This is a genomic window from Pseudarthrobacter sp. MOO14, from assembly GCF_058267675.1.
The window spans coordinates 2,966,412-2,987,425 of the sequence record NZ_CM177849.1 but is presented as its reverse complement, the minus strand read 5'-3'; the positions used below and the strand labels follow the sequence as shown (position 1 = coordinate 2,987,425).

24 protein-coding genes are annotated in these 21,014 nt (G+C 66.0%); 8 read left to right on the top strand and 16 right to left on the bottom strand.

Translation table 11 applies throughout. The features are described 5' to 3' along the window. Positions 1 to 3: 3 nt before the first annotated feature. Entirely contained in the window at positions 4 to 582 is a 579-nt protein-coding gene (locus AC4EEV_RS14010; protein WP_285320449.1) for a GlcG/HbpS family heme-binding protein, read from the bottom strand. A gap of 188 nt (positions 583 to 770) precedes the next feature. Between AC4EEV_RS14010 and AC4EEV_RS14005 the strand changes: the two genes are divergently transcribed. From AC4EEV_RS14005 to AC4EEV_RS13985, 5 genes are all read left to right on the top strand, one after another. Next, the gene (locus tag AC4EEV_RS14005; RefSeq protein WP_018763111.1) at positions 771 to 1,997 is read left to right on the top strand and encodes a sensor histidine kinase; all 1,227 of its coding nucleotides are present in this window, start codon (positions 771 to 773) and stop codon (positions 1,995 to 1,997) included. Further along, positions 1,998 to 2,624, top strand: a complete 627-nt coding sequence (locus tag AC4EEV_RS14000; protein WP_285320451.1) for a response regulator — start codon at positions 1,998 to 2,000, stop codon at positions 2,622 to 2,624. A 131-nt stretch (positions 2,625 to 2,755) separates the two neighbouring features. Further along, positions 2,756 to 2,959 carry a cold-shock protein gene (locus AC4EEV_RS13995; RefSeq protein WP_009357211.1) on the top strand — a complete coding sequence of 68 codons (204 nt, stop codon included), beginning with the start codon at positions 2,756 to 2,758 and terminating at the stop codon, positions 2,957 to 2,959. Between the two features lie 187 nt (positions 2,960 to 3,146). Further along, entirely contained in the window at positions 3,147 to 3,482 is a 336-nt protein-coding gene (locus AC4EEV_RS13990) for a hypothetical protein (protein WP_285320452.1), read from the top strand. A 52-nt stretch (positions 3,483 to 3,534) separates the two neighbouring features. Beyond that, positions 3,535 to 4,320, top strand: coding sequence for a MerR family transcriptional regulator (locus AC4EEV_RS13985; protein WP_491329232.1), 786 nt, complete (start codon positions 3,535 to 3,537; stop codon positions 4,318 to 4,320). 9 nt (positions 4,321 to 4,329) lie between these two features. On the opposite strand, the gene AC4EEV_RS13980 is transcribed toward AC4EEV_RS13985, so the two are convergent. The 4 genes from AC4EEV_RS13980 to AC4EEV_RS13965 form a co-directional block, all read right to left on the bottom strand. Further along, positions 4,330 to 4,992, bottom strand: a complete 663-nt coding sequence (locus AC4EEV_RS13980) for a DedA family protein (RefSeq protein WP_133831143.1) — start codon at positions 4,990 to 4,992, stop codon at positions 4,330 to 4,332. Positions 4,993 to 5,099: 107 nt separating this feature from the next. After that, on the bottom strand, positions 5,100 to 5,876 hold the full coding sequence (locus AC4EEV_RS13975; RefSeq protein ID WP_109045845.1) for an enoyl-CoA hydratase: 777 nt from the start codon (positions 5,874 to 5,876) through the stop codon (positions 5,100 to 5,102). After that, a complete protein-coding gene (mmsB, locus tag AC4EEV_RS13970; RefSeq protein ID WP_491329231.1) occupies positions 5,873 to 6,877 on the bottom strand; it encodes a 3-hydroxyisobutyrate dehydrogenase in 1,005 nt (334 codons plus the stop codon). The genes AC4EEV_RS13975 and mmsB overlap by 4 nt, the downstream gene beginning before the upstream one ends. Further along, the gene (locus tag AC4EEV_RS13965) at positions 6,870 to 7,982 is read right to left on the bottom strand and encodes an enoyl-CoA hydratase/isomerase family protein (protein ID WP_491329230.1); all 1,113 of its coding nucleotides are present in this window, start codon (positions 7,980 to 7,982) and stop codon (positions 6,870 to 6,872) included. Before AC4EEV_RS13965 ends, mmsB begins: the two co-directional genes overlap by 8 nt. A gap of 160 nt (positions 7,983 to 8,142) precedes the next feature. Here AC4EEV_RS13965 and AC4EEV_RS13960 point away from each other — a divergent pair, with 160 nt between their 5' ends. After that, positions 8,143 to 8,949, top strand: a complete 807-nt coding sequence (locus AC4EEV_RS13960) for an exodeoxyribonuclease III (RefSeq protein ID WP_026264965.1) — start codon at positions 8,143 to 8,145, stop codon at positions 8,947 to 8,949. A 34-nt stretch (positions 8,950 to 8,983) separates the two neighbouring features. Beyond that, positions 8,984 to 9,874 carry a DUF8083 family protein gene (locus AC4EEV_RS13955; RefSeq protein WP_018763102.1) on the top strand — a complete coding sequence of 297 codons (891 nt, stop codon included), beginning with the start codon at positions 8,984 to 8,986 and terminating at the stop codon, positions 9,872 to 9,874. A gap of 7 nt (positions 9,875 to 9,881) precedes the next feature. Here AC4EEV_RS13955 and AC4EEV_RS13950 read toward each other — a convergent pair whose 3' ends face one another. The 5 genes from AC4EEV_RS13950 to AC4EEV_RS13930 form a co-directional block, all read right to left on the bottom strand. After that, positions 9,882 to 10,934, bottom strand: coding sequence for a LacI family DNA-binding transcriptional regulator (locus tag AC4EEV_RS13950; RefSeq protein ID WP_018763101.1), 1,053 nt, complete (start codon positions 10,932 to 10,934; stop codon positions 9,882 to 9,884). A 128-nt stretch (positions 10,935 to 11,062) separates the two neighbouring features. Then, complete coding sequence (locus AC4EEV_RS13945; protein ID WP_018763100.1) at positions 11,063 to 11,314, bottom strand: hypothetical protein; 252 nt, start codon at positions 11,312 to 11,314, stop codon at positions 11,063 to 11,065. Then, positions 11,311 to 12,210: a carbohydrate ABC transporter permease gene (locus AC4EEV_RS13940; protein ID WP_018763099.1), complete on the bottom strand. Its 900-nt coding sequence runs from the start codon at positions 12,208 to 12,210 to the stop codon at positions 11,311 to 11,313. The genes AC4EEV_RS13945 and AC4EEV_RS13940 overlap by 4 nt, the downstream gene beginning before the upstream one ends. Further along, positions 12,207 to 13,244: a carbohydrate ABC transporter permease gene (locus tag AC4EEV_RS13935; RefSeq protein ID WP_018763098.1), complete on the bottom strand. Its 1,038-nt coding sequence runs from the start codon at positions 13,242 to 13,244 to the stop codon at positions 12,207 to 12,209. The genes AC4EEV_RS13940 and AC4EEV_RS13935 overlap by 4 nt, the downstream gene beginning before the upstream one ends. Positions 13,245 to 13,251: 7 nt before the next feature. Beyond that, positions 13,252 to 14,538, bottom strand: a complete 1,287-nt coding sequence (locus AC4EEV_RS13930) for an ABC transporter substrate-binding protein (protein WP_491329229.1) — start codon at positions 14,536 to 14,538, stop codon at positions 13,252 to 13,254. Positions 14,539 to 14,677: 139 nt separating this feature from the next. Between AC4EEV_RS13930 and AC4EEV_RS13925 the strand changes: the two genes are divergently transcribed. Beyond that, positions 14,678 to 16,477 carry a glycoside hydrolase family 13 protein gene (locus AC4EEV_RS13925; protein ID WP_491329228.1) on the top strand — a complete coding sequence of 600 codons (1,800 nt, stop codon included), beginning with the start codon at positions 14,678 to 14,680 and terminating at the stop codon, positions 16,475 to 16,477. A gap of 36 nt (positions 16,478 to 16,513) precedes the next feature. Here AC4EEV_RS13925 and AC4EEV_RS13920 read toward each other — a convergent pair whose 3' ends face one another. The 6 genes from AC4EEV_RS13920 to AC4EEV_RS13895 form a co-directional block, all read right to left on the bottom strand. Then, positions 16,514 to 17,125: a hypothetical protein gene (locus AC4EEV_RS13920; RefSeq protein ID WP_018763095.1), complete on the bottom strand. Its 612-nt coding sequence runs from the start codon at positions 17,123 to 17,125 to the stop codon at positions 16,514 to 16,516. After that, positions 17,122 to 17,760, bottom strand: coding sequence for a hypothetical protein (locus AC4EEV_RS13915; protein ID WP_109045840.1), 639 nt, complete (start codon positions 17,758 to 17,760; stop codon positions 17,122 to 17,124). Before AC4EEV_RS13915 ends, AC4EEV_RS13920 begins: the two co-directional genes overlap by 4 nt. Continuing rightward, a complete protein-coding gene (locus AC4EEV_RS13910) occupies positions 17,757 to 18,137 on the bottom strand; it encodes a hypothetical protein (protein ID WP_109045839.1) in 381 nt (126 codons plus the stop codon). The genes AC4EEV_RS13915 and AC4EEV_RS13910 overlap by 4 nt, the downstream gene beginning before the upstream one ends. Then, positions 18,134 to 18,325: a membrane protein gene (locus AC4EEV_RS13905; protein WP_018763092.1), complete on the bottom strand. Its 192-nt coding sequence runs from the start codon at positions 18,323 to 18,325 to the stop codon at positions 18,134 to 18,136. The genes AC4EEV_RS13910 and AC4EEV_RS13905 overlap by 4 nt, the downstream gene beginning before the upstream one ends. After that, positions 18,322 to 18,777, bottom strand: coding sequence for an Asp23/Gls24 family envelope stress response protein (locus tag AC4EEV_RS13900; RefSeq protein ID WP_018763091.1), 456 nt, complete (start codon positions 18,775 to 18,777; stop codon positions 18,322 to 18,324). Before AC4EEV_RS13900 ends, AC4EEV_RS13905 begins: the two co-directional genes overlap by 4 nt. Positions 18,778 to 18,961: 184 nt before the next feature. Continuing rightward, positions 18,962 to 20,554 (bottom strand): glycoside hydrolase family 68 protein, encoded by a 1,593-nt coding sequence (locus AC4EEV_RS13895; protein ID WP_018763090.1) that lies wholly within the window; start codon positions 20,552 to 20,554, stop codon positions 18,962 to 18,964. Positions 20,555 to 21,014 lie beyond the last annotated feature (460 nt).

The following is a 21,014-nucleotide window of genomic DNA, read 5'->3' as shown; positions in this document are numbered from 1 at the left end:
TGCTTACTTCGCGGCACCCGCAACAGCATCGGCGCCGGCGGTGGCACAAGCTTCATCCAGGGCGCCATCAGGTGCCCCGCCCACGCCGATGCCGGCAACAGAAACGCCATTGACCTTCAACGGGACACCGCCTGCCAGGAACAGCGTGCCCGGCAGGTCGGCGATCGAGGGACCATTGCCATTGACGCGCTTGGCGAGTTCGCTGGTGGGTGCACCGAAGGCTGCGGCCGTGTAGGCCTTCTGCTTGGCGGCCTCAATGGTGTGGGCGGCGGCGTTGTCTCCCCGGAGCACAGCCTGGACCGTGCCGAAGCGGTCAACGACGGCCACCGTGACGAAGGGCAGCTTGTCTGCCTGGCATTTGGCGAGCGCCGCAGTCACGGCCTGGGCCGACGCTCCGGCAGTGATCCGGTTCTGCTGCACCACTGTTTCCGGAGCCGGCCGGACATCAACGGCCGGTACGACGGCGGGAGCTTCCGCGCCGTTCGCCCGGCCGGTACCGGCGTTCGCGGCCACCGTCGCTCCGGCCGTGGCCAGGATCGCTGCGGCTGCTGCGGCGGTGAGTGCTTTGTGCGACGTCTTCATAATGCTTCCTTCGGTTGGGGTGCTGCTTCCGGGTTCCATCCTTCCGGCCGCGTCCTGGGGTGGCATCGGTTGATGGGCTGTTCCTGGCTACCCCGAAAGGCCGGCCATATCAGCCAAAAGGCTGAGGGCAGCCAGGGCAGGGACGCCTAGCATGGAGTGCAGAGCCACCCATCAGAACCGGATCCCGCATGCCCACCAGAGATGCCCTACCAGCCACAGGTCCGGCGGCCGGCGCCGCCCAGGGTCCCGACGCCCGCCGGTCGCTTCGTGCGCCGGCAGCGAACGGCCGCCTGGGCGGGATCGAGGCCGCGGTCCATCTTGGCTTCGCGGTGCTCCTGGTGGCCTCCGTGGTGCGGTACGTTCTGCGGCACTCACCGGCCGACAACATGCTGGTGCTGGGACTCGCTGCCGCCGCCAGCCTGCTGTACGCCGTCGTAGCCCTGCTGTCGGCTCGGGACCGGCACAGCGTCGCCTGGGTGGTGGCGCTGGTTGGCGTGTGGGCGGTCCTTGTGGTGGCGGCGCCAAGCTTCGCGTGGTGTTCCTTTGCCCTGTTCTTCCTGTGCAGGAGTGCTTTGCGGGGCGCTGCCGCCTACATCCTGGCGGCCGTCATCACCCTGGCAACAGCCGCCGGCCTGTTCCGGCTCGGCAACGGCACCGACATCGCCATGCTGCTGGGTCCACTGGCTGTCGGGACCATGCTGACGCTCATCTATGACAGGATCCAGAACGACGCCGCAGAGCAGCGCCGCCTGAACGCGCAGGTTTCCCTGGCCCAAGGGCAGCTCGCGGCCAGTGAGCGCCGGGCCGGCACCATCGCCGAACGGGACCGGGTATCCCGGGAAATCCACGACACCGTCACCCAAGGGCTCGCCAGCAGCCTGCTCCTGCTCGAAGCAGCGGGCCGCGGGTGGCCGGATGCGACAGCCCGGGACGGTCTGCGCCAGGCCACCGACCTGCTCCGCGCGAACCTGGCGGACACCCGGAGCCTGGTCCACGAGCTCGCCTCCCCCGGGTTGGAATCGACGCCGTTGCCGGACTCGCTGCTGCTTGCCGCCCGGCGGTACATGCCGGCGGCCACCCTGGCGGTGACGGGCGAACCGGGCCCCGTTCCCCCGGAGGTGCGGCACGCCCTGCTGCGGGTTGTGCAGAGTGCCTCCTCCAACATCGCGCTGCATGCTTCGGCTTCGATGGCCGCGCTGACGTTGGGTTTCCTGCAGGACACCGTCACCTTGGACATTTACGACGACGGTGCGGGCTTTGACCCGGCGGCGGCAGCCCCGCCGTCGGCCTCGGGTGGGTACGGCCTGCGGGCAATGCGGCAACGGGTGGAGCAGCTGGGCGGGAGCTTCTCGGTGCAGAGCACCCCGGGCGAGGGCACCATCGTGGCCGCGCAACTTCCTTTGGAGGGGCCATAGATGGGCGGCATTACGGTCCTTCTGGTGGACGACCACCTGGTGGTTCGCAGCGGCCTGCGTGCGTTGCTTGCGACCCAGCCTGATATGGATGTCGTCGCGGAGGCGTCGTCGGGTGAAGAGGCGTTGCAGCTGGTCCGTTCGCACGCCCCGGCGGTGGTGGTGATGGACCTTGCCATGGGCCCGGGCATGGATGGTATTGAAGCCATCAGGCAGATTCGAAACCTCGGCACCGGGCAAGCGGTCCTGGTTTTCACCACGTACGACTCCGACGCGGATATTGTCCGCGCTGTTGATTCCGGGGCCATGGGCTACCTGTTGAAAGATGCGGCACCGGAGGAGATCTTCGCCGCCATCCGGGGCGCGGTGCAGGGCAGGAGCGTGATGAGCCCGCCGGTGGCCTCCAGGTTGTTCCAGCAGATGCGCAACCCCGACGAGGTCCTCACTCCCCGCGAGGCGGAGCTGCTCAGCCTGCTCACTGAGGGCCTCAGCAACCGCGAGCTCGGCCGGCGGCTGTTCATTTCCGAAGCCACGGTGAAAACCCACCTGGCACACATCTATGCCAAGCTCGGAGTGGATACCCGGGCGGCCGCTATTGCCACCGCCATCCGCCGCGAAGGCATGCGTTAACCGCACATTATGGCCGCTACCCTTGCACCCGGGGCCCGCGCCCCGTACGTTGGGGACTGTGGGGGACTAACTCCCGCGCACCCCGGGACGGTTCCGGGGAGAGAATCAGAGTCACATGAAGGAATGCAGCCATGGCAACAGGCACAGTTAAATGGTTCAACGCCGAAAAGGGTTTTGGCTTCATTGCCCCCGATGACGGGTCCGCTGACGTATTCGCCCACTACTCGGCAATCGCCACCAGCGGCTACCGCTCACTGGACGAAAACCAGAAGGTCGAATTCGATGTGACCCAGGGCCCCAAGGGTCCGCAGGCAGAGAACATCCGCCCGCTCTAAGTCTTCGGCGGCTCCGGCAACTGCCGGGACCCCCGTCCAGCGGCCCCTCCAACGAACGTTGGAGGGGCCGCTGTTTTTTGCCGGCGTTGTTTCGTCGGCGCTTGTTTTCGCCGGTGCTTGTTTTCGGCGGCGCTTGTTTTCGTCGGCGCTGTGTTTCACGGCATTGCGGGTTGGGGATAATTGAGCCATGACCGGAAAGGACCAGGACCAGGATCCGTGGGTCGAGTTCGACGCACTCGGGCCCGCCGCACCCGACCGCGTCCCGGGCCAGCCCGGCGGCGAACCCCACGGCTTCGGATTCCGCACCGGCGTACGCAGCGCCCGGGTCGCCGTCGGCTTTGCCGTCTACGCCCTGGCCCTGGGCACCATCCTGGCCCTGACGGGTTGCATCGTGTTCATCGCCCGGCAGCAGTGGCTGCTGGTGGGGCTCATGCTGATGTTCGAGTCCATCTTTGTCTTTGCCTTCACGCGGCTCGTCGCCCAGGCGCGGCACCGGACACCGCGAAACGGTCAGGCCAAGTAAGCCGACAAGCACCCTTGACCTTGACGCAGCGTCAACCCCTAGGCTCAAGGGCATGGAAGAAATCCGTGGCAACGGCTCGAGGGATTGGCCCATCCAGGATGTGGCCAGGATGGCCGGCACCACCAGCCGCACGCTCAGGCATTACGACGACATCGGGCTCTTGAAGCCCAGCCGGGTGGGCGGGAACGGCTACCGCTATTACGACGGTGCCGCCCTCCTTCAGCTGCAGCGGATCCTTTTGCTGCGGGAGCTGGGCCTGGGGCTGCAGGCCATCGCCGAAGTCTTCCAGCGCCAGGCCGACCCCGTCGCGGAGCTCTCCCGCCACCTTGAGTGGCTGGCGCAGGAGCAACAACGGCTGGCCCGGCAGGCGCAGTCCGTGCAGCAAACCATCGAAACAGTGAAGGCAGGAGGCCAACTGATGGCTGAGAACATGTTTGACGGCTTCGACCATACCCAGTACCGGGAGGAGGTCGAGGAACGCTGGGGCAAGGACGCCTACGCCGCATCTGATGCGTGGTGGCGGGGGATGGACGCCGCGGAAAAGCGGGCGTGGAAGTCCAGGGTGGAGGAGCTGGGCAGGGACTGGATCGCGGCCGGCGCTTCAGGGGTGACGGCGGATGGACCGGAGGCCCAGGACCTGGCACGCAGGCACGTGGCCTGGCTCCAGTCCATTCCCGGAACTCCCGCTGCGGCCGCCGGCGGCGACATCAAGGGATATGTCACCGGACTCGCTGACATGTATGTTGCGGATCCGCGTTTTGCCGCCAACTACGGGGGCATGGACGGGGCCGCCTTCGTGCGGAGCGCCCTGCGCATTTTTGCGGAGAAGCACCTCTGAGGGCACCTGTCAGCGGTTGGCGTTGACCCGCCTGGCCCTCTTGACCCGCCGGACGATGAGCAGGACCACGGCCACGGCGAGCGCAGCGTAGACAGCGTAGTTCAGGACGTGTGAATACTTCTCGATGAGCTGGTACTGGGTGCCCAGCAGGTAGCCGAGGCCAATGAGGGCTCCATTCCACAGCCCGCTGCCGGCGAGGGTGAAGAGGCTGAAGGTGGCCGGTGGCATCGCCGCGGCCCCGGCCGGCAGCGAGATCAGGCTGCGGATGCCTGGGAGGAGGCGGCCGAAGAAAATGGACGATCTTCCGTGGCGGCGGAACCAGGCCGCTGCCTGTTCAAAGTCCTCCCGGTCCACCAAGGGCAGTTTGGACAGCCAGCGGATTGAACGTTCCAGGCCCAGTTTTGCGCCGAGCCAATAGAGCAGCAGGGCACCCAGGTAGGCGCCCAGGGTGCTGGTGGCGAAGACAAGGAGCAGGTTGAGGGAACCTTGCTTGGCAAGGTAGCCCGCCAGGGGAAGGATCACCTCGCTGGGGATGGGAGGCACCACCGTCTCCGCGAGCGTGAAGGCACCCACGCCCCACTCGCCCAGGGTGTCGATAGCCCTCGCCGCGAAGCCCACGATGCCCGTGAGTCCGTCGGTGGGGCTGGCTGCACCGGTCATGGTTGTCCACATACGTCTGTCCCCGTTCGCTGGCATGGCCGTCCGTTACCCGTCATGTCCACAATACGGGCCGCGGAATTCGTCGAGCGCCCCAAGGTCCCCGGAAGCGCGTCCCGGGGTCACCGGTGCTTGAACTGCGGCTCACGCTTTTCTGCGAACGCCGCCATCCCTTCCTTTTGGTCCTCGGTGGCGAACAGCGAGTGGAAGAGCCTCCGTTCAAACAGGACCCCTTGGGCCAGCCCGGTTTCGAAGGCTGCATTCACGGCTTCCTTTGCCGCCATGGCAGCGGGCTTCGACTTGGCGGCGATCAGCCCGGCTGCCTTGAGGGCCTCGGACACCACTTCCTCCGCCGGTACGACCCGGGAGACAAGTCCGCACCGGTCCGCTTCCTCGGCACCGATGAACCTGCCGGTGAGGATCAGGTCCATGGCCTTGGCCTTGCCGATCGCGCGGGTGAGCCGTTGCGAACCCCCCATCCCGGGAAGTACGGCAAGGTTGATTTCCGGCTGGCCGAACTTGGCGTTGTCCCCCGCAATAATGAGGTCGCACATCATCGCGAGCTCGCAGCCGCCGCCCAGGGCAAACCCGGACACCGCCGCGATGGTGGGGATCCGCAGCCGGGTGAAGTCCTCCCAGCCGCGGAACCAGTCCGCGGTGTACATGTCCATGTAGCCCTGATCGGCCATTTCCTTGATGTCGGCGCCCGCCGCGAACGCCTTGGCCGAGCCGGTGATCACCACGGCGCCTACGTTCGGATCGGAGTCCATCGCGGTCACGGCGGCGACCAGTTCCTCCATGGTGGCCTTGTTGAGCGCATTCAACGCCGATGGCCGGTTGAGGGTCACCAGCCCAACCCTGCCTTGTTGCTCCACCAGGATGTTGGCGTATTCAGTCATTCGGGGCTCCCGTCGTCGTGTGCTGCCGTGGTCCGGCTCCGGCCCGTTGCGTCCGTTCCTGTTGCCGCCGCCGTGGTGTCCGCGGCAGCCGGTTCCGCGCTGCCGCGGATATCAGTAATGATGGCGGAGAAGTCGCGGCCGGCGCCGCCCTCCGCGGCAAACGTATCGTAGATGCGGGCGGCGAGCGCCCCCATCTGTCCTGCCACTCCCGTGCTGTTGAGGGCATTGACCGCCAGGTTGAGGTCCTTGGCCATCAGCGCCGCCGCAAAACCCGGCTGGTAGTCCCTGTTGGCCGGGCTGGCGGGGACGGGTCCGGGTACCGGGCAGTTGGTGGTGAGCGCCCAGCATTGGCCCGAGGCGGCGGAGGCGACGTCGAACAGGGCCTGGTGGCTCAGGCCCAGCTTTTCGCCGAGGACAAACGCCTCGCTGACCGCGATCATGGAAACGCCCAGGATGAGGTTGTTGCAGATCTTGGCAGCCTGGCCCGCACCGTGGCCGCCGCAATGGACCACGCGTTTGCCCATCACCTCCAGGAGCGGCCGCACCGACTCGAAGTCCTGCGCTTCGCCGCCGGCCATGAATGTCAACGTCGCTGCTTCGGCGCCCACCACGCCGCCCGAAACGGGCGCGTCGACCGAACGGTGGCCTGCTTCACCGGCCAGGCGCGCGGCCTCCCGTGCCTCATCGACGTTGATGGTGGAGCAGTCAAGGAACATGGTGCCCGGCGGAGCCGCAGCCAGCAATCCGGGTTGTCCGGCGTTGCCGCGGTAGGCGTCCAGGACGTGTCCACCGCTGGGGAACATGGTCAGCACGACGTCGGCCTCCGCTACGGCGCCAGCCGCGCTGGCCGCGACCGGCACACCATGTTCCCGTGCCGCTTGGACGGCGACAGGCACCACATCGAAAGCAACCACCGCATAGCCGGCCCGGACCAGGTTCAGGGCCATGGGACCGCCCATGTGTCCCAGGCCGAGGAAAGCCACGGTTCCCGTCTCAGGCATGGTCCGCCTCCTCGGGTGCGCGTTCCGGGTGCAGGTCCAGCTCCCGGCCCTCCAGCGGTTCGAAGAACCTGTCCACCTGTCCTGGAAGCACGTCAGCCAGTGTTGCCGGTTTCCACTGCGGATTCCTGTCCTTGTCCACGACTTGGGCGCGGATGCCTTCGCGGAAGTCGGGACCGGCCAGGAACCGGATTCCGGCACGGTACTCCTGGGCAAGCGCTTCATCCAGGGTCAGTCCAGCGGCCCGGCGCAGCGACGCCAGGGTGACCTTGACAGAGGTGGGTGACTTGGCTTCGATCGTGTCGGCCGCCTCCACCGCAGCCTCCCTCCCGGGCCCCGCCCACTCCCGGAGGCGCCGGACGATCCGGGCTGCGTCATCCGAGGCGTAGCAGGCGTCGATCCAGTCACGGTGCCCGGCGAGCAGCGAGTCCGGGGCCGGCCGGGTATACCGTTCGACGACGTCTTCCGCGTCATGGTCCACAAGGGCGGCCGCCAGGTCCGTCAGCGATCCTGACGGTACGTAGTGGTCCGCAAGGCCAAGGAACACCGCGTCGCCGGCGCCAAGATGCGCGCCGGTCAGGGCAGCGTGCGTTCCGGCCTCGCCGGGTGCGTGCGAGAGCAGGTAGGTGCCACCAACGTCCGGGGCGAATCCGATGGTGGTTTCCGGCATGCCCGTCCTGGTCCGCTCCGTGACCACCCGGACACTCCCGTGCGCGGAGATCCCCACCCCGCCGCCGAGGACCAGGCCATCCATGAGGGCCACGTACGGCTTGGGATACCGGGCGATCAGGGAGTTCAGCCGGTATTCTGCCTGCCAGAAACCTGCCGTCCGGTGTCCGCCGTGCAACATGTCCTCGTATATGGCCACAATGTCGCCGCCGGCGCAGAGGCCGCGTTCCCCGGCGCCCTGCACCAGGACGGTGGCGACGTCATCGTCCCCGGCCCACGCGGTGAGCTGCCGGAGCATCAGGTCCACCATTCCGGCGGTGAGTGCGTTCACGGCTTTAGGCCTGTTGAGCGTGACCAGGCCCAGCCGGCCGCGGCGCTCAAACAGTACTTCCGGGTGCCCGTTGCCGGCGGCACCATCCATTCCCTTGGCTGCGGTCATCGGCTGGCTGCTCCTTCGCATGGTGGCCGGACGAGTGATCCAGGTCATTCTGGTTGCGAATATACCCGCCGCGTCATGCTGGGGACCAACCGCGTGCGGTGCCGCCCGGACTGGCGGGAGGCTTTACCCGGCGCGCAGCTGCCAAGGTAAGTTAGGAACCGTGAAGATAGCTACCTGGAATGTGAATTCGCTCCGTGCCCGCGCCGACCGTGTTGAAGCCTGGCTCCAGCGCAGCGACTGCGACGTCCTGGCCATCCAGGAGACCAAGTGCAAGGACGAGAACTTTCCGTGGGAGCTCTTTGAACGGATGGGCTACGAGGTTGCCCACTTCGGCGTAAACCAGTGGAACGGCGTGGCCATCGCCTCCCGTGTTGGACTTGAGGACGTGGAGCGGACGTTCCTGGACCAGCCCTCGTTCGGCAAGGCCGGCAAGGACCCCGTCCAGGAGGCCCGCGCCATGGCTGCCACCTGCGGCGGCGTCAGGGTCTGGAGCCTGTATGTCCCCAACGGGCGTTCCCTGGACGACGAACACATGCCTTACAAGCTCAAGTGGCTGGAAAGCCTGAAAACGCACGCCCAGGGCCTGGTTACGGACAACCCGCAGGCGCAGGTCGCATTGATGGGCGACTGGAACATCGCCCCGTTCGACGACGACGTCTGGGACATCGACTTGTTCGTCAACAACCGCTACACCCATGTCAGTCCGCCGGAGCGTGCGGCGTTCCATGCCTTCGAGTCCGCCGGCTTCACCGACGTTGTGCGCCCCTATACCCCCGGCCCGGGCGTCTACACGTACTGGGACTACACCCAGCTCCGGTTTCCCAAGAAGGAAGGCATGCGGATCGACTTCATCCTGGCCTCCCCCGCCTTGGCAGCCCGGGTCACCGGCGCCTCGATCGACCGCGAGGAACGGAAAGGCAAAGGCGCCTCGGACCACGCTCCCGTGCTGGTGGAGCTGGCGGACTGATGACAGCCCCCTGCGCCCATCCAAGGAGACCGTCATGACGGGAAACCTCTACCGGGGCCAGGCAGGCCTGCCATTTTCCTCCACGCTGCGCGTCTACGAACCCTTGGACGCCTTTCCGGCGGAACAACGACCCGCCCTCCAGGCCGCCGGCGAGCGCGCCGCGTCCCGTGCCGCCGTCGAAAACGCTGAACTGCTGGCCTCGCTGGGGCGGATCACCCGCTCCGGCGGTGATCCGTTTCCCACCGGGCGCACCGATCTGGTGCGCGTCACCACCGCGCCGGCACCGGACGGCGGAACGGCCGACGACGGCGCTGCCGCTGGCACCGCGCCAGTGTTGCTGTACTGCCCCAGCCAGCTCGTCCTGCGCGCCGGGTTGGCCGCCAACGCCCTGATGGAAGGGATCCACGGCCCGCTGGCGGAGCTGCTGATCCCTGAGGAACAGCGCGACCGGCACCAGGAGCGGATCGACCTGGTGAAGGCACGGGACGGATCCGTCCGCGTGCACACGCGGGCCTCCACCTGGGGCATCCCGTTCAGTTGGTTCTCGCTGTTCATGGAGTCCGACCGCAAGGACGTCGTGGAAGCCGCCGGCCGCATCCTTACGGTCCGCGTCTGGGCCCCGATCACAGACGCCTTGGAGCGGGCCCGCTACGCCGTGGCCAACCTGGCGCTGGCCGCCCCGGACCTTGACATGCTTGACGACCTGGCACAGCTGACCGAATGGCTGGAGCTGTTCCACGTGAACTCCATGGTGGAGCTGGACTATGGTGCCGTCGCAGACAAGGTGTACCCGGACGAATCACCCATGGACATCAGGCTGGGCATCGAGTGCCTGGCTGAGGGCGACATGACCGGCGCCGCGGCCGCCTATCGCAGGCTCGCCTCGCGCTGGATCCCTATCCGGCAGCTTGCCCGCGCTTCTTGAGGCCGTTTCACGCCTTGGGCGGCGCGGTGGTGCGCCGGATAATCAGTTCATGCGGAGCAACGGCGGACCGGACGGACCCGATGTCCCCGTCCAGTTCGTCCAGGAGCATCTTGGTGGCCAGTTCGGCCTGCTCATCCGGGCGTTGCCCAACGGTGGTGAGGCCCATGGCCTCCGCGAAGTCGTGGTTGTCGATCCCCACCACTGACAGTTCGCCGGGGATGTTAACGCCGAGGCGGTTGGCTTCGAAGATGACCCCCATGGCCATTTCGTCAGACGCGCAGAAGATTGCTGTGGGCTTCGGCCCGGAACCGGACCAAAGGCGGCGGAAGGCTTCCTGGCCGCTGCGCACCGTGAAGTCGCCCCATTCGTCCCACTCCGGCCGGGTGGCAAGGCCTGCGGCGGCCATGACGTCCTTGAACGCCAGGATGCGCACCCTCGGGACGTCGAAGTTGAGGTCGGTCTCGTCGTCGCCGTGCAGCAACGCGATGTCCCGGTGGCCCAGGTCGATCAAGTGCCGGACCGCCGTTGAGGCTGCCGCGTAGTCGTCAATGCCGATGTAGGGGCACTCTTCGACGTGGCCGCCCACCACCACCAGCGGGATGTCGATTTTTTGCAGGTGTTCGATTTCTTCGTGGCTGAGCGCCATGCAGAGCACCAGCAGGGCATCGATCTGCTTGTAGACCATGGTCTTGCTGAAGAGCCGCTCGCGGTTGCTGCCGTGGCCGCCGAGGTTGAACAGGGAGAGGTTGTAATGCCGGGCGTGCAGCTCGCGGTCCGCACCCTCAATGGCCTTGGAGAAGAACCAGCGGCTCACGAACGGCGCCAGGACGCCAATGGTCTTGGTGCGCCCCGTGGCCAGTCCGGAAGCAGAGGACGATGCCACGTAGCCCAGGTTTCCCGCGACTTCGAGGATTTTCTCCCTGGTGGCCGGCGAGACGCGGGGCAACCCACGGACGGCGCGGGAGACGGTTGCGGTTGAGACTCCGGCGGCCGCTGCCACGTCCTCGATGCTGACGCCATTATGGCCGCCCCGTTGGGACCTTTCCGTTGTCCGTGCCACCGTGTCCCCTCATAACTCCTGCGCGGCGCAGAGCCGGCTGGCCCTGCGTCTACCCCCAAGCCTCGTATTTTTCCATTCCGCGGCCGGGCAGTGGTAACTGTGGCGGGGACCGCTGTTTTTAAGTGCGCCTACTTGCGGGCCGGCAGCCTACGCCGCAGGCGCACCATTCCGTACAGGGCCAGCAGGGTTGCCAGCAGGCCCAAGGCCCAGCCAATGGCCGGCTGCGCGGTAATTTCCATCCACACAGTGACCACCAGGAGGACCACTGCCCAAAAACCAAGGAAACCGATGATGATGTCGAAATCCTCGCCCGACCTGACCAGCCGGCTGCGGTTGCCCGCCCCCGCTGGTGTGCGGGGGCGGGCACCGTGATCCGTCACTTGACCGCACCTGCGGTGAGGCCGGCGACGATCTTGCGCTGGAAGACCAGGACCAGGATCACCAGCGGAATGGTGACAATGGTGCCGGCGGCCATGATGGCCGTGTACGGGATCTGGTTGGGCTGTGCACCGGCGAAGTTGGCGATTGCCACCGTGACCGGCTGGGTTGCGTCGCTGGACAGCTGGCTGGCAATCAGGAACTCATTCCAGGATGAAATGAACGCCAGGATTGCCGTGGTGAAGATTGCCGGCGCCGCCAGGGGCATGATGACCTTGCGGAATGCCTGCCCCTGGGTGCAGCCGTCAACGCGGGCCGATTCCTCCAGCTCCCACGGCATTTCCCGGAAGAACGAGGTCATGGTGTAGACCGTCAGCGGGAGCACGAAGGAGATGTTGGGGATAATCAGCGCCTGGTAGGTGCCCATCCAGCCGATGTTGGTGAACAGCTGGAAAAGCGGGGTGATCAGGGCAACGCCCGGGAACATGGAAGCACCCAGGATGAAACCGAGCACCAGGTACTTGAACCGGAAATTCAACCGGGCCAGGGCGTAGGCAGCAAACACGCCGATCACCAGCGATACGACCGTCACCACGCCGCCAATGAACACGCTGTTCAGCAGTGCCTGTCCGAACCTGTTGCCGAAGGACGTATCGAAGGCGGTGATGAAGTTGTCCATGGTGACATGGGTGGGCAGGATCGAGGTGTCGTACGTGAACCCGACCTCGCGGAAGGCGGTGACCACCATCCAGTAGGCCGGTGCGAGGCACCAGATCAGGACGACGACGGCACTGATGTAGGTCCTGCCCTGGGCCCACTTCTCCCGGTTCTGGGCAGTTTTGCGACCCTTGTCCTGGCGTGCCCGCAAGGCGGTGGCGTCTGCTGTTGCCGTGGTCATTTCTTCCCCTTTCCGGTTGCGCCGCTCTGCTCAACCACATTTGCCCCGAGGAAGCGGACAAAGATGAAAGCGACCAGGAAGATGATGATGAACGTGATGGTGGACAACGCCGCCGCGGAATTGAAGCCCTGCCTGATCTGGTTGATGACCAGGATGGACAGCGTGGTGGTGTTGTTCGCGCCGCCGGTAAGAATGTACGGCAGGTCGAACATGCGCAGTGCATCCAAGGTACGGAACAGGATCGCCACCATCAGCGCCGGTTTGACCAGCGGCAAGGTGATGAGCCGGAACCGCTGCCACGCGGACGCACCGTCCACCTTGGCCGCCTCATAGACTTCGGCCGGAATCATCTGCAGGCCCGCAAGGATCAGCAGTGCCATGAACGGCGTCGTCTTCCAGACGTCGGCAATGATGACGGCCCACTTGGCCGGCCACTCGCTGCCGGTCCACAGGATGGTGGTGTTGAACAGCTTGTTGGCGATGCCCTCGAAAGCGAAGATGAAGAACCAGAGCTTTGCCGTCACAGCCGTGGGGATGGCCCACGGCACCAGGACGGCCGCGCGGACGAGGCTCCGGCCCCGGAAGGTGCGGGCCATGATCACAGCCATCCAGAAACCCAGCACCGTTTCCAGCGTCACCGTCACGATTGTGAAGAAGAACGTGGTGGCAGTGGCGGACCAGAATTGGCCGCCCAAGGTGCCCGGCGGGCAGGCGACGGTACCGCCGGCGGGCGCGGAACACTGTTGCGCCAGCCAGTTGACGTAGTTTTGGATGCCGGCCGAGCCGCCTGCCGTGAACAGGCCGGTGGCGGGATCGAGGCCGGCGTCCTTCTGGAAGGACATCACGATCGCGCTGATGATGGGGTACACGATCACAATGCCCAAGGCCACGATGGTCGGGGCGAGCAGCCAGGACGCCCAGCGACCCTGGCTTGCGATCCTGTTGTCTTCCCCTACGCCCTTGGGCGCGTGATGGACAGGGGCAGCGCCCGACGCCGGTGACTTAACCGGCGTCGGGCCTAGTTCGGTTGCCATGGCAGGACTACGATCCTGCACCGGCGGATTGGATGGCGTTCTGCATGTCGGAAAGTGCAGCGTCCACTGTCTTTTCTCCCTTGATAGCGGAGTAGGCATTATCTTGGATTGCCTTGGTGACAGCCGGGTAGAAAGGCGTTACGGGACGCGGTACGGCGTTCTCGATGGACGTCTTCAGGACCGGCAGGTAGGGCAGCTTGGCAACCAGTTCCTGGTCTTCATAGAGCGAGCCGAGGACCGGAGCCAGGGAACCCTGGGTGGCGTAGAACTTCTCGGTCTCCGCGGAGGTCATGAACTTCATGAAGTCCAGTGCGGTGGCTTTGTTCTTGGAGTACACGCTGGTGGCGAGGTTGTGGCCGCCCAGCGAGGACGCACCAGGGCCGCTCTTGCCGGGCAGTGCCGCAAGGCCGGTCTTGTCCTTCACAGCCGAAGATCCTTCGGTGGTGATCAGGTTGAAGGCGTAGGGCCAGTTGCGCAGGAACAGGAGCTTTCCGCTCTGGAATGCCTGGCGGCTGTCCTCTTCCTTGTAGGTGATGGCTTCCTTGGGGATGTTCCCGTCAGCGTAGGCCTTGGCCAGGTTGCCCAGGCCGGCCTTCGCTTCCGCCGTGTTTACGCTGGGCTTGCCGTCCTTGTCCAGGACTGAGCCGCCGGCGGAGTTGATGGCCTCGGATGCGTTGACGGTCAGGCCTTCATACTTGCTGAACTGGCCGGCGTAGCAACCAATGTTGTTCTGCTTGGCGATGGAGCACATGCTCATCATCTCGTCCCAGGTCTTGGGAGGCGTGGGAACCAGGTCCTTGCGGTAGTACAGGATGCCGCCGTCAGAGGTTTGCGGGGCCGCGTAAAGGGTGCCCTTGTAGGTGGCGCTGTCCACGGTGGGCTTCAGCATGGCGCTGGTGTCGATCGCCATCTTGTCCTTCAACGGCTGCAACCAGCCCTTGGCCGCGAACTCCGCGGTCCAGACAACGTCGACGTCAACAACGTCGTAGTCGGACTGCTTGGCCTGGAAGTGCTGGACCAGGTCGTCGTGCTGCTGGTCGGCCTGGTCGGTCTGCTCCTTGAAGGTGACCTTTTCATTCGGGTGCGCGGCATTCCACTTGTCAATGAGCGGACGGACGACGTTGCTGTTGTCCTTGCCCTGGACATACGTGATGGGGCCGCGGCCGTCGAGGTTGGCATCAGCATCGCTGCCTCCCCCGCCGGTGGTGCCCCCTCCGCCGCCGCCGCAGGCGGACAACGTCAGGGCCAGAATGCCGGCCGCGGCGGCCGGAAGCAGGAATCTCGGGGTTTTCATTAGCTTGAAGCTCCTCGCTGAGTGACAAGTAAGTCGACAGTGCGCTTGTAGGTGAGGTTGATGTGGTGACCATCACACTAGTAAGGTTGCTGTCGCGAATGCAAGCGTTTACATCAAAAAGTTATCTTAGGGGAACCAAATGCCCAACCCGTCCGTTCCGGTACCCCGTCCCGTACCCTCCGCATGGTGGGCGGACGCGGTGGTCTACCAGATTTACCCCCGGTCCTTCGCCGATGGGAATGGCGATGGAATGGGCGATTTGCGGGGCGTCCTGCAGCGGCTCCCCTACCTGGAAAAGCTGGGCGTGGACGCTGTCTGGCTCTCCCCCTTCTACAAGTCGCCCCAGGCCGACGGCGGTTACGACGTCGCCGACTACCGCCAGGTGGATCCGCTCTTCGGCACCTTGGCGGACTTCGACGCGATGTTGCAGGAAGCTCACCGCCGCGGCCTGAAGGTCATCGTGGACCTGGTCCCCAACCACACTTCCGACGAACACACCTGGTTCCAGGCGGCGCTGCGGGCAGCCCCGGGAAGCCCGGAACGGGAACGGTACATCTTCCGTGACGGCAAGGACGAAGTGCCGGGATCGGGGGATGGCCGGCTGGCGCCCAACAATTGGAAATCCATCTTCGGCGGACCGGCATGGACCCGCCTTACCAACGCTGACGGCTCACCCGGCCAGTGGTATTTGCACCTGTTCGACACCAGGCAACCCGACCTGAACTGGGAAAACCCGGAAGTACAGGAGGAGATGCGCTCCGTGCTGCGCTTCTGGCTGGACCGGGGTGCGGACGGCTTCAGGGTGGACGTGGCCCATGGGCTGGTCAAAGAGGCAGGCCTTCCTGACTGGGACGGAGCCGCGGCCATGGTGGAAGGAACAACGGGTCCGCGCAGGGAAAGCCACCTGCCCGGGGACGCTCCCCACGCCCACACCGATGCCGAGGAGCCGCACCGGGCCGTCTCGCCGATGTACCCGCCATCCCCCTTCTTCGACCAGGATGGCGTGCATGAGATCTACCGCGACTGGAACCGGGTCCTGGCCGAATACGGAGGGGACCGGATGATGGTGGCGGAAGCCTGGGTTGAACCCGCCGAACGCCTGGCCAGGTACGTCAGGCCGGATGAGATGCAACAGGCCTTCAATTTTGATTTCCTGCTGGCCGGCTGGGATGCCGGGCGGATGGCTGACGCCATCAATGCGTCCTTGGCAGCGGCCGCGTCCGTGGGCGCTCCGTGCACGTGGGTGCTCAGCAACCACGACACCGTGCGGCACAGCACAAGGTTTGGACTCAAGGATCCGACCACGTTCCCGAAGGGCATAGGCGCCGGTGACGAACAACCGGACGCTGCCCTGGGCCTTGCCCGTGCCCGCGCCGCCACGTTGGTTGCGCTGGCATTGCCGGGTTCGGCCTACCTCTACCAGGGGGAGGAGTTGGGGCTTCCGGAGCACACCACCCTTCCCGACGCGGCCAGGCAGGATCCGACATTCTTCAGGACCCAGGGCGCCGAGATCGGCCGCGACGGGTGCCGCGTCCCGCTGCCATGGGCCCAGGGCGAACCGGGGTTCGGGTTCTCCGGCGGGGACTCCGGCCAGGCGCCCTGGCTCCCGCAGCCGGACAGCTTCGGCCCCCTGGCTGCGGACCAGCAGGACGGCGAGGAAGGTTCAACCCTTGAGCTCTACCGGGCCGCTCTTGCGTTCAGGTCGGCGCGCCACCTTGGCAGGGGAACCGTTGAATGGACAGATGAGCACGCGCCGGACAGTGGGCTGCTGGCATTCCGGAACGGAGATGTCATAGTCCTGTCCAACCTGGGCTTCGCCTCGGCACCTGTGCCCAACGGTTACACCGTAGCGCTGTCCAGCGGGCCTCAACCGGCCAGCGACCGGGCAGCGATGCGGGAAGTTCCCGTGGACTGCACCGTCTACCTCCTTGAGGACTGACCCGCAGGAGGACTGACAGTCGGGCCCGCATGCAGTTCAGCGGACCCGCTCAGCCCGGCTGAAGCGCGTCCGCGCCCCGGCACCGATGTGGATGAGGACCGGAATCTCCTTGCCCACCACGGCGTCCAAGGCGTCCAGGAGCCCCGATACCTCGGCAGCCAACAGGTGTGGCGCCACACCCTGGCGGGGCAAGAGCCGGACCTTGAGCGCGGGCGAGCCCTTCACGTCATAGGTGGTGACGGTGGAACCGGCAAGGTCTGGACGCCCCTCAAGGGCCTGCTTGAGCGCCTGTTCGGCGACGCCGCCTCCGATCCGGACATCGCCGGGAACATCACCGGGGTCGTACTCGGCCGCGAGGACGTTGGCCCGGCCCTTTCCCTGTTGCGCAATCCAGCCCACCATGAGTCCCATGAGGACCAGCAGCGCCAAGGCCACCGCGATCCACAGCCAGCTCTCCTGCTGTCCGGGGAAACGGGTGGAATTGAAGGCCTGGGTAATGCCTTCCCACGCCCCGGAGGCCCAAGCGTGCCACCACGGACCGATTGCGGGCACAACTGCCAGCAAGACCAGCAGCAGGCCCGCCGTCAGCAGGACAACGCCCAGCAGGGTGAGGAGGATCCGGTTCAGCAGGGCAGGGGTACTGGTCATGCGCCGATTACCCCGGACGGGGCCACGTTGACGCGGGCAACGGGGGCAGGTTCCAGCTGCATCTGGTCCAGTTCATCGCTGACTGCGGCAAGGACGCGGCCCTGGTCCACCGCAACACCGGAGGTGGGCCGGACGTTCACCAGGACCTGGCGCTGGGAGACCACCACCATGACTTGCTCCGGCGTGACGTTCGCCGCCAGCCGGGCACGGCGTGCGATCGAGGACGCCACGACTTCGTCGTCCACCACCGCGGCCGAGGACCCGCCACGACGGACGCCGGCCAGCTGGTGGCGCGCCCGCCGTCCCGGAAGTATCCCGTTGAGCAAGAAAATCACACCCAGCATGCCCAGCACCCCGCCGATCGCTCCCAGCAGCAGTGGCGGTACGCCGGACGGCAGATCCACGATCCGTTGGGCCGCCACCTGCGGCTCAATCAGCCAGGCAGGCTGCCCGACGGCATGGACACCGGATTCGAGGACGCCGTAACCGGCCAGCACCAGGACCAGGACGGCAGCTGCGATCGAGACCGCGGCGCGCGTCGAATGCGTCTCGCGGTAGGTGATCCGGCGCATGTCCGGCCCGTCGTTCCCCCGGGCACCAGCCCTTGCACGGCGGTTTTCCACGCTGCCGCTCATTGCACCCGCCCTCCTGTGCTGATCTTTGCCCCGCTGATGCGGATATCCACCCGGCTCAGCCTGGAACCGCTGAGCTCCGAGACCGTCTGCAGAATGGCCGCCTTCGCCTTGACCGTGCGATCCCAGATGGATCCACCGGATCCCTGGACCCGCGCGGGATCAAGCACAATCGATTCCAAAGGCGGGATGCTGATGGGCGCCACGAGGGACAAGGCCAGCAGGCCGTCGTCGTCCGTCCAATCCGCCCGCACGTCCTGCGCCTCGACGCCCAGGGCCTGTGCGGCGGCCGCCTTGGCGAGGCTGGTCAATGCCTGTGTACTGATCCGGTTGTGGCCGCTGAGCGCCTGCCCACTCGCAACGGGCGCTGGTGAACTCATGAGGATGAACGCCGGCCGATGATGGCATCGATCACGCCGCGCAGATCCAGCTTCCCCTCGGCTGCGCGGCCCAGGACGGCACCGATAGCCATGAAGAGCAGGGACGCGATGAATCCCCACAAGCCGAACTGCAATGACATGAAGGCCACGAAGGCGCCCATGGCCGTACCCGCAACGGTGAGGTTCACAGCAACGCCTCCCGGTCCACAGCCGCCGGCGCCGCCGGCTTGACCGGCGGTGGCACGTACACGTCCGTGATCTCGACATTCACTTCAATGACCTGCAGGCCGACCAGTTCTTCGACGGCGCGGTAAACGGCGGCGCGGACGTCATTGGCCAGCGAGTGCAAGGGGGTCCCGTAACTTGCCACCAGGGTGATATCCACGGCTACCTGCGTTTCGCCCACTTCCGCGTGGACTCCGGCTGCATGGTCCGAACTGCCGACGGCATCACGGATGGCACCCAGCGCACGGGACGGACCCGAGCCAAGGGAATAGACGCCGGGAACGGACCGTGCCGCGATTCCCGCCACCTTGGCCACGGCGGTTTCGGAGATTACGGTGCGCCCGGGCCCCGGACTCGTCACCGGGCTGGCGGCAGGACGGCTTGGCACCACGGGTTGTGGGTTCTGGTATTCCATCAGGCACTCCCCCTTCTGTTGATTCCACCCTATCCCCAGCCTGCGACAGATGCGCCGGAAACACTGCGGGGCGCCGCGCCCAAGCTTCTGCCCGACGGAAAAGGCCCAGGCGGGGAAGCCCCCAAGGACATCCCCGCCTGGGCGGTATACGGCCGGAATTTACCGGCGGTGGATCAAGAAAGGCCTACTTGTAGAGGCCCTCGCCGCCTACCCGCACGTTGGTAGGCAGGTAGCCGAACGGGCCAAGGCCGTTCCGGCCAAAGCTGCGGTCAACCTGCGAGACGCCGTTGCGGAAGTTGATCTTCACGGTCGGCGACAGCGAGCCGCCGCGGACGCCGTTGACGTTGTCGATGAACGACTGCACCAGGCCGCCGGGCTGCACGTAGTGCGAATAGGCCTGGAACTGCCGCCCGTTCTGCTTCGCGGAGGGGCTCTCCGGTGCGTTGGCTGCCAGGTTGAGGTCCGTCGGGGATCCCAGGGCAAGGCCGCTGTTGTTCATCGGCTGGAAGTCGGAACGGATGCCGTCGCCCGCGAAGCCGTAAACGCCGTCGGGACCGCGCATACCGGCTGCATAGGTGAACTGGTGGCTGATGGTGAAGAGGTAGTACTTGTTCTTCCCACCCTCATTCTGGATGAAGATCTGCGGCCGTTCAGTCTGGTCGTTCACGCAGTTCGCCGAAAGGATCGGCGGGAGGAAGGACCACTTGGTCAGGTCCTTGTTGTCGGCCACAGCGAGGCCAACGTTTGCGGTCTGGTAGTAGGCGCCGCTGTTCTGGACGTCGCTGACGTTTTCGGCGTGGGGATCGCCCGGCTTGTAGCCGAGGTCCTCGTCCTTGCACTTGTAATCGCCGCGGGTGCCGCCGGTGTTGCCTTCGAAGACCATATAGGTCTTGCCGGGGTGGGCCGGGTCAACGAACGTGTAGGGGTCGCGGAACGCGAAACCGGGGTTCTGCGCCTTGGTCTGGTACATCTTGCCGTCCGGTTCCAGCAGCTTGGTGTGCTGGAACCCATCGAACGTGACGCCGTTCTTGTCAGCATGGATGTTGCCCAGGGCCTTCGCGATCGCAGCATCGGGGGCAATGCCGCCGCCGCCGGCATTGCGCTGGGCGATGTCGTAGAACGTGGTGGCCGTGTAGAACACGTTGACGTGGTCACCCTGCATCAGGCGGGTGGAGCCGGACCACTCGGTGTTGCCGATGGAGGTGTTGTCCAGGAACAGGTGGCCGCCGTAGTTCCACTTGTCCTTGGCCGGGTCAGCGTTGGTCTTGCGGAAGAAGTAACCGATCCGGGCATTCCAGTGGCGCTGGTCGAAGCCGTAGCCGGCGTGGCGGTCAGCCACCAGGGAGAAGATGACATCCCAGCCCTTGTAGCTGATCTGGTTGGCATTCTCGTCGGTCAGGGACCAGGTGTCCCAGACCCAGACGTCGTCGTTCATGGTGGGGAAATCCTGGGGAATCTCCGGCATGGTGACGTCGGGGCTCATGGAGTTTTCACCCGGAGTGACCGTCGAGTCGCTCTGGGCCATGATCTGCTTGGCGTCGGCACGGGTCCACTTGGACGTGAAATCCGACGCCGGATCGAACGCCTGCTGCGTATGTCCGGTCGGGAGGGGGAAGCCCGGAGCGGGTGCCGGCATCTGCTGCACGGCGGGCGGATCGGACGGCTCGTTAGCCTGTGCCGAGGGGACGGCCAGGAAGGCCGAGGCGGCGACGGCCGCGGCCAATGCTGCGGCGGCGGGGCGCCACCGCAGCATCCGGTTTTGGGGGTGCTTGTGCATTGTTGCTCTTCTCGCGGAGTTGTAACTGTTCGTGGAAGACGGGCATGTGCCCATTGCCCCGAGAACATCCGCGGCCCCGGCAACACCCCAGGTGCCGTCGGAGACGCCTTTGTGTGTCGGGAATCAGCAGGGCCTGGGTAGGGCCCCGGGCAGATGGGAAGCATGCTTCCCCTTGCCGCGATCCACGCTATGGGGCATCCCGCAGCCATTTCAAACCCTGTTTCAGCGCTCCGAATGATCTACCGGCGGGTAAGGTGCAAGCGCTTACGCAATCCAATGCGCGCGCGTGCCACAACGGTTTGGCGCAGGTCAAATGTTTCGTGGCATGGTCGATTTTTTTGTTTCAACCTGCCCGGATGTTGCGCAGGCCACTGGCTGAGCCGAAGCCAGAGCGCCTCTGCGGCGGGCCCCTTGGGGGAGAATCGCGTGCCGGGTTCGAGGCCGGGCAGCCAGTGGGGGC

Coding starts and splice junctions, on each gene's coding strand:
- AC4EEV_RS13910 (WP_109045839.1), bottom strand. CDS start 18,137: ATGAGTTCACCAGCGCCCGTTGCGAGTGGGCAGGCGCTCAGCGGCCAC.
- AC4EEV_RS13895 (WP_018763090.1), bottom strand. CDS start 20,554: ATGCACAAGCACCCCCAAAACCGGATGCTGCGGTGGCGCCCCGCCGCC.
- AC4EEV_RS13940 (WP_018763099.1), bottom strand. CDS start 12,210: ATGACCACGGCAACAGCAGACGCCACCGCCTTGCGGGCACGCCAGGAC.
- AC4EEV_RS14010 (WP_285320449.1), bottom strand. CDS start 582: ATGAAGACGTCGCACAAAGCACTCACCGCCGCAGCAGCCGCAGCGATC.
- AC4EEV_RS13995 (WP_009357211.1), top strand. CDS start 2,756: ATGGCAACAGGCACAGTTAAATGGTTCAACGCCGAAAAGGGTTTTGGC.
- AC4EEV_RS13965 (WP_491329230.1), bottom strand. CDS start 7,982: ATGACCGCAGCCAAGGGAATGGATGGTGCCGCCGGCAACGGGCACCCG.
- AC4EEV_RS13920 (WP_018763095.1), bottom strand. CDS start 17,125: ATGACCAGTACCCCTGCCCTGCTGAACCGGATCCTCCTCACCCTGCTG.
- AC4EEV_RS13935 (WP_018763098.1), bottom strand. CDS start 13,244: ATGGCAACCGAACTAGGCCCGACGCCGGTTAAGTCACCGGCGTCGGGC.
- AC4EEV_RS14005 (WP_018763111.1), top strand. CDS start 771: ATGCCCACCAGAGATGCCCTACCAGCCACAGGTCCGGCGGCCGGCGCC.
- AC4EEV_RS13985 (WP_491329232.1), top strand. CDS start 3,535: ATGGAAGAAATCCGTGGCAACGGCTCGAGGGATTGGCCCATCCAGGAT.
- AC4EEV_RS13955 (WP_018763102.1), top strand. CDS start 8,984: ATGACGGGAAACCTCTACCGGGGCCAGGCAGGCCTGCCATTTTCCTCC.
- AC4EEV_RS13930 (WP_491329229.1), bottom strand. CDS start 14,538: ATGAAAACCCCGAGATTCCTGCTTCCGGCCGCCGCGGCCGGCATTCTG.
- mmsB (WP_491329231.1), bottom strand. CDS start 6,877: ATGCCTGAGACGGGAACCGTGGCTTTCCTCGGCCTGGGACACATGGGC.
- AC4EEV_RS13925 (WP_491329228.1), top strand. CDS start 14,678: ATGCCCAACCCGTCCGTTCCGGTACCCCGTCCCGTACCCTCCGCATGG.
- AC4EEV_RS14000 (WP_285320451.1), top strand. CDS start 1,998: ATGGGCGGCATTACGGTCCTTCTGGTGGACGACCACCTGGTGGTTCGC.
- AC4EEV_RS13900 (WP_018763091.1), bottom strand. CDS start 18,777: ATGGAATACCAGAACCCACAACCCGTGGTGCCAAGCCGTCCTGCCGCC.
- AC4EEV_RS13990 (WP_285320452.1), top strand. CDS start 3,147: ATGACCGGAAAGGACCAGGACCAGGATCCGTGGGTCGAGTTCGACGCA.
- AC4EEV_RS13915 (WP_109045840.1), bottom strand. CDS start 17,760: ATGAGCGGCAGCGTGGAAAACCGCCGTGCAAGGGCTGGTGCCCGGGGG.
- AC4EEV_RS13980 (WP_133831143.1), bottom strand. CDS start 4,992: ATGTGGACAACCATGACCGGTGCAGCCAGCCCCACCGACGGACTCACG.
- AC4EEV_RS13975 (WP_109045845.1), bottom strand. CDS start 5,876: ATGACTGAATACGCCAACATCCTGGTGGAGCAACAAGGCAGGGTTGGG.